Below are 13138 nucleotides of genomic sequence, written 5' to 3' on the forward strand. Positions count from 1 at the left end.
CTCTACCTCTTTTCCTATGACAGAGCTTAACTATTCTTAGGTATGGATTTCGTGATTTAAATCACAAAAACGTCAAGCTGACACCTTTCAGCAGCGTTGAATTGAGAATTAAAAGCATTAAAACCATAAAGGCGATATTTTATGACGTTAAAACAGCAGAAAAGACACACTTTGTTAACAGTTGCTCGCCTATTTTTTGAGTAAACTTATTGCGTATTAAAATGCTGATCTAATCCATAGATTCCCCAATGTAATTCCATTACATTAGCGCGCATATAGATGAAGGCTGTGCGTTATGCCAGTCCGGCAGCCAAAATAACTGCCTGAATGGCTCCAAGCGGCGGGTTTCTTCTGTAGTAGCTTGTAGTCGCGCCGTCACCTGAGCAAAAACTGGTCAGGGAGGCGCTAATCGACGGACATTAACCGCTAATGGTGGTTATTGCGCCGAGGTACTTTATATTAGCGATAGTGCGGAGTGGGTGTGAGTCAATCACTGTTGGACCTGTCAGGCTACATCAAGTTTTTTGTTGGCTTGTTTGCGCTGGTTAACCCGGTAGGAATATTGCCGGTATTTATTAGTATGACGAGTTACCAGGCAGAAGCGGGGCGCAATAAGACAAACCTGACGGCGAATCTTTCCGTCGCCATCATTTTATGGATAGCGCTATTCCTTGGGGATGCCATCCTGAAAGTATTTGGTATTTCTATCGATTCTTTCCGCATCGCCGGCGGTATTCTGGTCGTTAGCATTGCAATGTCGATGATTAGCGGCAAGCTGGGCGAGGATAAGCAAAACAAGCAGGAAAAAACCGAAACGGCAGTGCGGGATAGTATTGGCGTAGTACCCTTGGCTTTACCATTAATGGCAGGCCCAGGGGCGATCAGTTCGACTATTGTCTGGAGCTCCCGCTATCACAGTTGGCTAAATTTGCTCGGTTTAACTCTTGCTATCGCCTTATTTGCCTTCTGTTGCTGGCTGCTATTTCGCGCGGCGCCGCTATTGGTACGCTTGCTAGGGCAGACCGGTATTAACGTTATCACCCGAATCATGGGTTTGCTGCTGATGGCATTAGGTATCGAGTTTATTGTTACCGGTTTAAAGGCCAGCTTCCCCGGCTTACTTTAATTTAATTAATTTAATCTCGCGATGATACCGGCTGGCCGACCTATATCCTCGGCTGGCCGGTTTCCTTCCTCTCGCTTTCATTTTTTGTTTTATTTCCCACTTATCCGGTTCTTCAATATCCCTGTATTTTCCTAAACCCCATCCCGCTGCATTAATTTGGTGCGAACAGTGCATTAATTTTAACCAGATGCACTTTAATGTGGCGTAAATAAAGCTCTCCTGCCTTTAAACTGACTTAAAGCCTATTTATCTGTGTTTACGCACTGGCATCAGCGCCGTTTGATTAAAATAAATCCGTCATTTGTTGTTAATTTGCTCACATGATTCTGTAATGCTTGTGTGGAATTTATCTAGATGTTATTAGTGATTAAGACAACATATCCAGATGTTTATTCTGGGAATGGTATAAATGTTAATTTTATGTTTCTTTCTGCGGGTCGTGCGAAATTTCATTAGTTCAATTTTTTCCTCCCCTCTGAATTAATATAGTTAAATCAAATTGTTGCGTAATTTTTTGGGTGGGGTTAATACTATGAAAGATTACTCACTCAATGCAAGAAAAGAGAATTGCTTAACATTTCTGTAAAAATTATTGGCGTAGATTTTCTGCTTCTGTTAGCTTTCGAACCACTTCCGAATGAGATTTTTCTGTGTTCTCTGCAAAAAATGAGCATGGATATTGCAAGGAAATGAGCAGTGCAGCGCGGTATTGGATCCAGACTGACCCTAACCATTAAAAAAAACATCATAAATTTGGAAAAAGGACTATTGGACATGCAGATAAAGTTGAAGCGTAAGCCATTAACAGTACTTAGCACTATTCTGAGTTTATCTTTTCCTTGTATGGTCGGTGCTGCAACTGTTCCTGCCGGCGTTGAATTAGCCGCAACTCAATCCATCACCATTAATAACGGCGCAGAAGTTGCGTCGCTCGATCCTCATAAAGTCGAAGGCGTTGCGGAAAGCAATGTGATTTTAAATTTGCTGGAAGGTTTGGTGAGTAATGACGCCGATGGCCATATTATCCCCGCCGTTGCGACTCATTGGGAAAATAAAGATTTTAAGGTTTGGACTTTCCATCTACGGGATGGCGCGGTTTGGAATGATGGGTCGCCCGTGACCGCAGAAGATTTTGTGTACAGCTGGCAGCGTTTGGCTGATCCTAAAATAGGTTCGCCTTACGCCAGTTATTTGCAGTACGCTCAAATTGAAAACGTTGACGATATTTTAAAAGGCACGAAAACGCCGGGCACTTTAGGCGTTAAGGCATTGGATGCTAAAACGCTACAGGTCACATTAAGTAAACCCGTACCGTATTTTGTCAGTATGTTATCGCATACTTCAATGAAGCCAGTGAATCGGGCTGCGGTGGAAAAGTTTGGCGATAAATGGACTTTGCCGGGAAACTATGTCGGCAATGGTGCATACAATCTGAAAGATTGGGTGGTTAACGAACGCATTGTTATTGAACGTAATCCTACCTATTGGAATAATAAAGCGACAGTGATTGATCAGGCGACGTTCTTGCCAATAGCCTCTGAAGTGAGTGATATCAACCGTTATCGTAGCGGTGAAATAGATATTACCAGTGGTGCTATCCCGCCAACTTTATTCGCCAAAATGAAGCAAGATCTGCCAAAAGAAGTTCACGTAAGCCCTTATCTCTGTACTTTCTATTATGAAATTAATAATGGCAAAGCGCCGTTTACCGATGCGCGCGTGAGAACCGCCATTAAATTGACGCTGGATCGGGATGTGATCGCCAATAAGATTATGGGACAAGGGCAGATCCCAGCTTACGGATTTACGCCAACGTTTATGGAAGGGGCGAATTTCACATTGCCGGAGTGGGCGGGTTGGTCGCAAGAAAAACGTAATCAAGTGGCAAAACAGCTATTGGCCGAGGCTGGATATAACGATAAAAATCCGTTGAAGTTCAATTTGCTCTACAACACATCGGATCAGAATAAACAGCAGGCAATTGCTGCCGCATCTATGTGGCAAAAGAATCTGGGTGCCAAAGTTACTTTGCAGAATCAGGAATGGAAAACTTCGCTAGAAAGCCGCCATCAAGGTCAATTTGACGTGGCTCGAGCCACGTGGTGCGCGGATTATAATGAGCCTAGCGCCTTCCTGAATATGCTGTTATCCGACGGTAGCAATAATACCTTCTTCTATAAAAGCCCTGAATTTGACGCTATTTTGGCTAAAACGCTGACCGCGTCGGATGAAAAAGCCCGCGCCACGCTATACCAACAGGCAGAAAATTTACTGGATAAAGATTCGGTGATGGTTCCGGTGTATTACCGGGTCAGCGCCCGACTTATTCGGCCAACGGTAGGCGGTTTTAGCGGAAAAGATCCGCAGGACGCTACCGATATAAAGAATTTGTATATCCGTAAACTCTAGCAGAGTCAGTAATATCGTAGTAAAAACAATGATGGCAGTGAAATAGGGATGTATGACGCAGCGTCAGTGCGGTGTTAATACATGTGGGGTCTTACTTCCTGTGGATTCGTTCCTCCATAGGGGTAAATAAAAAAATGCCTTTTAAAAGGTGAGGCGTATTCAGTCACTGGATAACGCAATAATAAAAAACTGGAGTTAAGATAAGTATGACCAACATCACAAAGAAAAGTCTCCTGGCCGCAGGTATCATCGCCGCTTTGGGTATAGCGTCGGTCAGCAGCAGTTTCGCCGCTGACGTTCCCGCCGGCGTTCAATTGGCAGAAAAGCAGGTTTTAGTCCGTAATAACGGTTCTGAACCTCAGTCTTTGGATCCGCATAAAATTGAAGGCGTGCCTGAGTCAAACCTGTCCCGTGACCTGCTGGAAGGCGTAGTGATCAACTCGCCAAACGGTGATATTGTTCCGGGTGTGGCAGAAAGCTGGGATAACAAAGACTTTAAGGTCTGGACTTTCCATCTGCGTAAAGATGCTAAATGGTCAAACGGTGACCCTGTCACTGCGCAAGACTTCGTTTATAGCTGGCAACGACTGGCCGACCCGAAAACGGCTTCCCCTTACGAAAGCTATGTGCAATATGCGCATATCGCGAATATCGATGACATTATTACCGGTAAAAAACCCGCTGACACACTGGGCGTAAAAGCGCTGGATGATCATACGCTGGAAGTCACTTTAAGCGAGCCGGTGCCTTACCTGGCCAAATTGCTGGCGCACCCGTCTATGTCTCCGGTGAATAAAGCCGTAGTCGAGAAGTTTGGCGACAAATGGACTCAACCAAAGAACTTCGTTGGCAACGGTGCTTATAAACTGAAAGACTGGGTGGTTAACGAACGCATCGTTCTGGAACGTAGCCCAACCTATTGGGATAACGAAAAAACCGTTATCAATCAAGTTACTTATCTGCCAATTTCTTCAGAAGTGACTGATGTTAACCGTTATCGCACCGGTGAAATCGACATGACCTATAACAACATGCCGATCGAGTTATTCCAGAAACTGAAGAAAGAGATCCCCGATCAGGTACATGTAGATCCTTATCTTTGTACTTATTACTACGAAATCAATAATGCGAAAGCGCCATTTACCGATGTTCGCGTGCGTGAAGCATTGAAATTAGGTATGGATCGCGACGTTATCGTTAATAAGGTGAAGAATCAGGGCGATCTGCCAGCCTTTGGTTTCACTCCGCCTTATACCAGCGGTGCCAATCTGAAGCAGCCTGAGTGGGCGAGCTGGACACAAGAAAAACGTAATGAAGAAGCGAAAAAATTGTTGGCCGAAGCCGGTTATACCAAAGATAAACCGCTGACATTCAACCTGTTGTATAACACTTCTGATCTGCATAAAAAATTGGCTATCGCCGCTGCGTCTATCTGGAAGAAAAATCTGGGTGTGGACGTGAAACTGGAGAATCAGGAATGGAAAACCTTCCTGGATACGCGCCATCAGGGCAATTTCGACGTGGCGCGTGCCGGCTGGTGTGCCGATTACAACGAGCCTTCTTCCTTCCTGAATATGATGCTGTCTAACAGCAGCAACAATACCGTTCATTATAAGAGCCCGGCCTTTGACAAGCTGATTTCTGATACGCTGAAAGTGAAAACTGACGAAGAGCGAGCGGCGTTGTATCAGCAGGCAGAAACTCAGTTGGATAAAGATTCTGCCATCGTGCCGGTGTATTACTACGTGAACGCCCGTTTGGTGAAACCTTACGTTGGTGGCTACACCGGTAAAGACCCGCTGGACAACTTGCACGTTAAAGATCTTTATATTATCAAGCATTAATCATTTTGAGGGCGGTTTCCTATGGGAAACTGCCCTTATTGTTTCGATAATATAAAGCCGTAGTAAAAGGCTAAAGACACAGGTACGGGCAATGTTAAAGTTTATTTTACGCCGCTGTTTGGAAGCAATTCCGACGTTATTTATACTGATTACTATTTCATTCTTTATGATGCGTCTTGCGCCGGGAAGTCCATTTACCGGTGAGCGTAATCTTCCGCCAGAAGTCATGGCCAATATTGAGGCAAAATATCACCTCAACGATCCTATCTATAAGCAGTATTTCAACTACCTTGGCCAATTGGCGCAAGGTGATTTGGGGCCTTCATTCAAATATAAAGATTATACCGTTAACGATTTGGTGGCCGCGTCTTTCCCGGTTTCCGCCAAGCTCGGTCTTGCGGCCTTTATTTTGGCCGTGGTGTTGGGGGTGAGTGCCGGCGTTATTGCGGCGTTGAATCAGAATACCAAATGGGATTATACGGTGATGGGCTTTGCCATGACCGGGGTAGTTATCCCCAGTTTCGTGGTGGCACCGCTGTTGGTGCTGATTTTTGCCATCATGCTTAAATGGTTACCGGGTGGCGGTTGGAACGGGGGCGCACTGAAATTTATGATTCTGCCGATGGTGGCGCTTTCTCTGGCTTATATAGCCAGTATCGCGCGTATTACCCGCGGTTCGATGATTGAGGTTCTGCATTCCAACTTTATTCGCACCGCGCGAGCCAAAGGTTTGCCGCTACGTACTATTGTATTCCGCCACGCATTAAAACCGGCGCTGTTGCCCGTTCTGTCTTATATGGGGCCAGCGTTCGTGGGTATTATTACCGGCTCTATGGTTATTGAAACCATCTTCGGGTTGCCGGGGATTGGTCAGCTGTTCGTAAACGGTGCGTTAAACCGCGATTATTCTCTGGTGTTGAGTTTGACGATACTGGTGGGCGCGTTAACCATTTTATTTAATGCGATCGTTGATGTGCTCTATGCCGTTATCGATCCAAAAATCCGTTACTAACACTGGAGCTGGCCTATTATGTTGAGCAAAAGAAATAGCGAAACGCTGGAAGCTTTCAGTGAAAAACTGGAAGTAGAAGGGCGTAGCCTTTGGCAGGATGCCCGTCGCCGTTTTGTACATAACCGCGCGGCGATCACCAGTTTGGTGGTCTTGATGTTAATTACTTTATTTGTGATTCTGGCTCCAATGCTGTCGCCATTTGCCTATGATGATACCGATTGGGCCATGATGTCGGCCGCGCCGAGCTTTGAATCCGGCCACTATTTTGGCACCGATTCCTCTGGCCGTGACTTACTGGTTCGTGTTGCCATCGGTGGACGAATCTCGCTGATGGTCGGTGTCGCAGCGGCTCTGGTCGCCGTGGTGGTCGGAACTTTGTACGGTTCACTCTCCGGTTATCTGGGCGGAAAAATCGACTCCCTGATGATGCGGTTGCTGGAAATTCTGAACTCCTTCCCGTTTATGTTCTTCGTGATTCTATTAGTGACCTTCTTCGGACAGAACATTTTGCTGATCTTTGTGGCGATCGGCATGGTTTCCTGGCTGGATATGGCGCGTATCGTGCGCGGGCAGACGCTAAGCCTGAAGCGCAAAGAATTCATTGAAGCGGCGCTGGTGGGCGGCGTATCAACCCGCAATATTGTGGTGCGACATATCGTCCCTAACGTATTGGGCGTGGTGGTGGTTTACGCTTCTTTATTGGTACCGAGTATGATTCTGTTCGAATCCTTCCTGAGCTTCCTCGGATTGGGGACTCAGGAACCGTTAAGTAGCTGGGGCGCATTATTGAGTGATGGAGCCAACTCGATGGAAGTCTCCCCTTGGTTGCTGATGTTTCCGGCGGGATTCCTGGTGATTACGCTATTTTGTTTCAATTTTATCGGCGATGGCTTGCGTGATGCCCTCGACCCGAAAGATCGCTGAGGAATATTGCCATGTCGATTACGAATAATCAGTCTGCCAATCCACAGTCCGTTTTATTGGATGTGAAAGACCTCAGTGTGACTTTCTCCACGCCGGATGGCGATGTGACGGCGGTGAACGATCTGAACTTCGACCTACGTGCTGGCGAAACCTTGGGTATCGTTGGTGAGTCTGGTTCAGGTAAATCTCAGACCGCATTTGCTCTGATGGGCCTACTGGCCAGCAACGGGCGTATTGGCGGTTCGGCCAAATTCAATGGTCGGGAAATTCTGAATCTGCCGGAAAAACAGCTAAACCGGATGCGGGCAGAGGAAATCTCGATGATTTTCCAGGACCCGATGACATCGCTGAATCCTTATATGCGCGTCGGCGAACAGCTGATGGAAGTGCTGCAACTGCATAAAAAGATGAGCAAAAGCGAAGCCTTTGAAGAATCCATTCGGATGCTGGATGCAGTAAAAATGCCGGAAGCCCGTAAACGGATGCGGATGTATCCCCATGAGTTTTCTGGCGGGATGCGTCAGCGAGTCATGATTGCTATGGCGTTGCTGTGCCGTCCTAAGTTATTGATTGCTGATGAGCCGACTACTGCTCTGGACGTTACCGTACAGGCGCAGATTATGACGCTGCTGAATGAGCTGAAAAACGAATTCAATACCGCGATTATCATGATTACCCATGATTTGGGCGTAGTGGCCGGTATCTGTAATAAAGTATTGGTGATGTATGCTGGCCGAACCATGGAATACGGCAAAGCCCGCGACGTGTTTTATCATCCAAGTCACCCATATTCCATTGGTTTACTGAATGCGGTTCCACGTCTGGACGCTGAAGGCGAATCGCTGATGACCATCCCCGGCAATCCGCCGAACCTGCTGCGTTTACCGAAAGGCTGCCCGTTCCAGCCTCGCTGTCAGTACGCCATGGACCGTTGCTCAACCGCACCGGAATTGGAGCATTTTGGTGAAGGGCGCTTACGCGCTTGCTTTAAGCCAGTGGGGGAATTGGTATGAATACAGTGACAGATAAGCGCGTTTTGCTCGAGGTCGCCGATCTGAAAGTGCACTTCGACATTCAGGATGGCAAACAGTGGTTCTGGCAACCGTCGAAAACCCTGAAAGCGGTGGACGGCGTGACGCTGCGTTTATACGAAGGGGAAACCCTTGGTGTAGTGGGCGAATCCGGCTGCGGTAAATCGACCTTCGCTCGCGCCATTATCGGTTTGGTTAAAGCGACCGGTGGCAGCGTTGCCTGGTTAGGGAAAGATTTGCTGAATATGAGCGACGCCGAGTGGCGTACTACGCGCAGCGATATTCAGATGATTTTCCAAGACCCGCTAGCGTCATTGAATCCGCGAATGACTATCGGCGAAATTATTGCCGAACCTTTACGCACCTATTACCCTAAAATGCCACGTCAGGAAGTGCGGGATAAAGTGAAGGCCATGATGTTGAAAGTGGGCCTGTTACCTAACCTAATCAACCGTTATCCGCATGAGTTCTCTGGCGGTCAGTGTCAACGCATCGGTATTGCCAGGGCGCTGATTCTGGAGCCGAAACTGGTTATTTGTGACGAACCGGTATCGGCTCTGGACGTATCGATTCAGGCGCAGGTGGTTAACCTGTTGCAGCAGTTACAGCGTGAGATGGGGCTGTCGTTGATCTTTATTGCTCACGATTTGGCGGTGGTAAAACACATTTCCGATCGCGTATTGGTGATGTATCTCGGCCACGCGGTTGAACTGGGTACCTACGATGAGGTGTACCACAATCCGCAGCATCCCTATACTAAAGCGCTAATGTCGGCAGTACCTATTCCCGATCCGGATAAAGAACGGGACAAAGTGATCCAACTATTGGAAGGGGAGCTTCCTTCGCCGATCAACCCGCCTTCCGGCTGTGTGTTCCGTACCCGCTGCCCGATTGCCGGGCCGGAATGTGCTAAAACTCGGCCGTTGCTGGAAGGCAGCTTCCGTCATGCGGTTTCCTGCCTGAAAGTTGATCCACTGTAATCATTCCGGCGGAATATCATTGAGAAAAAAAAAGCCCTGTTAGTTCAATTGCTAACAGGGCTTTTCTATAGGTAAGGTAGTTCATTAGCCTGAGACTAAATGAGTGCCTGACTTACTCTTTCCACAGAATATGGCAGAGTTTATGGTCTTTTTCTCGGCACAACAGAACGCGGGCAAAGACGTCATTAACCGGTTCGCCTTCGCTCTCGGCCAGACCGATGACCACTTCCGCGAAGAAATCTGGATTCAGGTCAAAATCGACGTGCTCACTCCAGTCTTCGGCGGGATCGAAAAGCTCAGCCGCACCGCGTTCCTCAAACTGCAAATTGAATAGCAGAATATCTGCCGGATCCAGATTGTCGCCTGCCAGCTCAAGAAAAATATCGTAAGCCTGTTCCAGCGTTTCGTCTTCGCTCAGGCGGTTGTTGAGGTCCATAATCGTCTGGTCCATGTGCAGGTTCCCATTAGTCATCGCAATATTGCCCACATTAAAACATTCTCTTTGCGCCTTTTACACACTTTATAGCGCTTATTGCCAATAACTAAGAATTTCTACAATACGATAATCATTACTAAGCAACATTATTACAGGAATGGACTGAAGAAATAGAACAGACGCTCCATCACCCGATGCCAGAGTGGCCGTTTGGCCCAAACTTCACCGTCCAACAACGTTGAGCGAGCGATATAATCGTCCTGAACCTGAGACAAATCATTACCGAAACCGGCATCATCGATCACCAACGTGATCTCAAAATTAAGCCACAGGCTGCGCATATCCAGATTGACCGTACCGACCAGACTTAGCTGTCCATCGACCAAAACGCTCTTGCTGTGTAGCAAACCGCCTTCAAACTGATGAATTTTAACGCCAGCCTCCAGCAATTCGGCGAAGAATGCGCGGCTGGCCCAGCGGACCATCATGGAATCGTTGTCTTTCGGAACGATAACACTGACGTCTACGCCGCGCTGCGCCGCGGTGCAAATAGCGTGGAGCAAATCGTCGCTTGGCACGAAGTAGGGGGTGGTCATCACCAATTGTTCACGGGCGGCATAAACCGCGGTCAGTAGCGCCTGATGAATCATTTCTTCCGGGAATCCAGGTCCGGAAGCAATAACCTGAATGGTATGGCCGGACTCCTGTTCAAACGGCATGATATTGGCATCGGGCGGCGGGGGCAAAATACGTTTTCCGGTTTCGATTTCCCAATCACAGGCATAAACTATGCCCATAGTTGTTGCTACCGGGCCTTCCATTCGCGCCATCATATCGATCCATTGACCCACACCTGCATCCTGTTTAAAGAAACGCGGATCAACCATATTCATACTGCCGGTATAAGCGACAAAGTTATCAATCAGCACCACCTTACGATGTTGACGTAAATCCATTCGGCGCAAGAATACGCGGAACAAATTCACTTTCAGTGCTTCAACCACTTCAATTCCGGCGTTGCGCATCATAGCGGGATAAGGGCTGCGGAAGAAGGTCACGCTTCCGGCAGAATCCAGCATAACGCGGCAATGCACGCCCCGACGAGCGGCGGCCATTAAGGATTCAGCCACCTGATCCACCAGTCCGCCGGGTTGCCAGATATAGAAAACCATTTCAATATTATGTTGAGCCAGATCGATATCGCGGATCAGCGCTTTCAGCGTGTCATCGGTGGTGGTCAACAACTGAAGTTGGTTGCCTTTAACGCCGCTAATGCCTTGACGACGTTCGCAAAGTTGGAATAGCGGCGCGGCTACCTCGCTGTTTTCGGTGGCAAAGATATGCTGGCATTCTTTTAATTCACTTAGCCAATGAGCGGTGGAAGGCCACATGGCCTTGGCGCGTTCGGCTCGTCGTTTACCGAGATGCAGCTCCCCAAACGATAGGTAGGCGATAATCCCGACCAACGGCAGAATATAGATGATAAGCAACCAGGCCATGGAGGAAGGTACTGCGCGTCGCTTCATCAGGATACGTAGCGTAACCCCGGCAATAAGCAGCCAGTAGCCGAAGAAGGAGAGCCAACTGATTACGGTATAAAATGTTGTCATAAAAGCGAGAAGTCCTGTTCGCAAACGTTCATCACTGAGTGTACGCACAGTAATGAAAAGGGGAAACCATTAACTCGATATATTCAACTATAAATTCTTTCAGTTAAAAGGACTTGCGTCCATTTGTGTTCTTATAATCTTAGCGGGTTTCTCGTCAAGCGTGAATAAACCTGCGATGGAATAAGATAACTACGAATTCCTATTTCCTGCGGACAAGTACTTGGCGGCTGAGCCGAAAGGTCTATAATGAGCCGGTTCTCAGCTTTGGAAGAATAGTTTCATGAGACGTAGTAAAAATGAAGTTGGCCGTTGGCGGATGCTTCGGCAAAATCAACGTCGGCGTAATCGCTGGTTGGAAGGGCAGTCTCGTCGTTATCGTCATATATATAGCGTGCGCCAGATTCACGTAAATCAGCATCGCCGGGCGTTGTTGTTTAGCGTGGCTTATGAGTGGCAGTAAATGACGAGAATAATAAGAACGGTCCCTTTGTGGGGCTGTTTTTATCTTGTTTTAATATATCTTACAAATAGACTCTGAGTATTTTGGCTTCATTTTTTTGCGCGGAATTTAACCAGATGAAGTGGGTATAACAATATTTTTCCGATATTTCTTGAACGGATTTCACTTCTGAGCAAAGTCGCGTTAATATATATACATGGTCGCTTTGTGACTAGAGGTCAGTTTCAGGGGTGTTACTGAGCGATAGCATAAAGCGGCCGACCTTTCGGCGTAATATTTAGCCATTTATTCAAGTGTTCTTTCTTTATTAATTCTCGAATTATTTCCTGTATCATACTGTTTTTTATGGATTTAATATCCAATGATGACGGATTCAATTGCGGTTTTATATCAATGAATGCTATCTGAAATATTTCAGAATTCACTATTCCTTTGTGCAAGATTAATCTGAAGGTTTAATGAAATGTCAATGTCCATATCAGCCTAAAAATAAATATTGCTACTCTTTTCTTGTGCCACGGACAATAAATCAGACAATTAACTTTTAGCCTAATCTGCTGGCAATCGTCTTCAATGCGTAGCCAAAAATAACGTTATCCTAGCTATTGTTATATGTTTTCACCTGTTCTATTGAGGGCGATCAAAGATGAATCAACCGCTTATAGTCTTAGACCCAAACCGTGTAAAGGGTTCTACAGATAAGTCCAGTTTAAAATCAGGTGTTAATTAAATAAAACAGAACCGGTACTAGAACGATTGACCGAAATCTCGTTTTCATGCGTGGAACGATAATAATAAAAATTAGTGAAGATACGACTATTGATCTGAAGCCGGATCCGGATAAACCCTCGACGCAACTTTAAAAATTGAGTTATTTCAAAGCCGTTACTGCGGTTATGCCGTGATCATCACAGATGTAATTATCAAATCGGTGGAGACTGGCTCTTCCATTTCAGCAGAGAGTGTATTTTCTATGTCTCGATATATTTTGGCTAAAACGGTTTTCTTTGGAAATTTGCAAAAGAGTGACGCGCTTTACAAGTATGAGATTTACAGCGATCGGGCTGAAACTGTGTTCCAAACCACTATTTATGCTGAACAGACTATGACTCAGGGGAAACACAGTTATAGTTTGTGGGTACGGAAAGATCATCGCATTTTGAAGGCTGCGCCTCACGATCTTGAACAGGCCGTCGATGCGTGCGAGGAACATTGGGAAAAAACCTACGCGAACCTTAAATAATCGCTGACATTTTGTTTTCACAAAAACACTGTTATTGGCAGACATTGTGGGCAGCTGCCAATA

General features: G+C 46.6%; 11 protein-coding genes. 9 read left to right on the forward strand and 2 right to left on the reverse strand.

Features of this window, described 5'->3' with window-relative positions:
- Nucleotides 1-481: 481 nt before the first annotated feature.
- From DBA33_RS02370 to oppF, 7 genes are all read left to right on the forward strand, one after another.
- On the forward strand, nt 482-1126 hold the full coding sequence (locus tag DBA33_RS02370; protein ID WP_064513599.1) for a YchE family NAAT transporter: 645 nt from the start codon (nt 482-484) through the stop codon (nt 1124-1126).
- A gap of 774 nt (nt 1127-1900) precedes the next feature.
- Nucleotides 1901-3535, forward strand: coding sequence for an ABC transporter substrate-binding protein (locus tag DBA33_RS02375; protein WP_162975151.1), 1635 nt, complete (start codon nt 1901-1903; stop codon nt 3533-3535).
- A 206-nt stretch (nt 3536-3741) separates the two neighbouring features.
- A complete protein-coding gene (gene oppA, locus DBA33_RS02380) occupies nt 3742-5379 on the forward strand; it encodes an oligopeptide ABC transporter substrate-binding protein OppA (RefSeq protein ID WP_064513601.1) in 1638 nt (545 codons plus the stop codon).
- Nucleotides 5380-5470: 91 nt separating this feature from the next.
- Entirely contained in the window at nt 5471-6391 is a 921-nt protein-coding gene (oppB, locus tag DBA33_RS02385) for an oligopeptide ABC transporter permease OppB (protein WP_064513603.1), read from the forward strand.
- A gap of 15 nt (nt 6392-6406) precedes the next feature.
- Complete coding sequence (gene oppC, locus DBA33_RS02390; protein WP_049598206.1) at nt 6407-7315, forward strand: oligopeptide ABC transporter permease OppC; 909 nt, start codon at nt 6407-6409, stop codon at nt 7313-7315.
- Nucleotides 7316-7326: 11 nt separating this feature from the next.
- A complete protein-coding gene (locus DBA33_RS02395; protein WP_064513605.1) occupies nt 7327-8328 on the forward strand; it encodes an ABC transporter ATP-binding protein in 1002 nt (333 codons plus the stop codon).
- Nucleotides 8325-9326, forward strand: a complete 1002-nt coding sequence (oppF, locus tag DBA33_RS02400; RefSeq protein ID WP_049598210.1) for a murein tripeptide/oligopeptide ABC transporter ATP binding protein OppF — start codon at nt 8325-8327, stop codon at nt 9324-9326. Before DBA33_RS02395 ends, oppF begins: the two co-directional genes overlap by 4 nt.
- A gap of 112 nt (nt 9327-9438) precedes the next feature.
- Here oppF and DBA33_RS02405 read toward each other — a convergent pair whose 3' ends face one another.
- Together DBA33_RS02405 and cls are read right to left on the reverse strand one after the other, a co-directional pair.
- Nucleotides 9439-9777 (reverse strand): HI1450 family dsDNA-mimic protein, encoded by a 339-nt coding sequence (locus tag DBA33_RS02405; RefSeq protein WP_201030826.1) that lies wholly within the window; start codon nt 9775-9777, stop codon nt 9439-9441.
- 134 nt (nt 9778-9911) lie between these two features.
- Nucleotides 9912-11372: a cardiolipin synthase gene (cls, locus tag DBA33_RS02410; RefSeq protein WP_064513607.1), complete on the reverse strand. Its 1461-nt coding sequence runs from the start codon at nt 11370-11372 to the stop codon at nt 9912-9914.
- A gap of 280 nt (nt 11373-11652) precedes the next feature.
- On the opposite strand from cls, the gene DBA33_RS02415 reads away from it, so the two are divergent.
- Together DBA33_RS02415 and DBA33_RS02425 are read left to right on the forward strand one after the other, a co-directional pair.
- Nucleotides 11653-11832 carry a YciY family protein gene (locus DBA33_RS02415; protein ID WP_038242532.1) on the forward strand — a complete coding sequence of 60 codons (180 nt, stop codon included), beginning with the start codon at nt 11653-11655 and terminating at the stop codon, nt 11830-11832.
- A gap of 973 nt (nt 11833-12805) precedes the next feature.
- Nucleotides 12806-13075, forward strand: a complete 270-nt coding sequence (locus DBA33_RS02425; protein ID WP_064513611.1) for a hypothetical protein — start codon at nt 12806-12808, stop codon at nt 13073-13075.
- Nucleotides 13076-13138: the final 63 nt, after the last annotated feature.

The sequence above is a fragment of the Yersinia sp. IP36721 genome (genome assembly GCF_003634395.1).
GTDB classification, from domain to species: Bacteria; Pseudomonadota; Gammaproteobacteria; order Enterobacterales; family Enterobacteriaceae; genus Yersinia; species Yersinia entomophaga.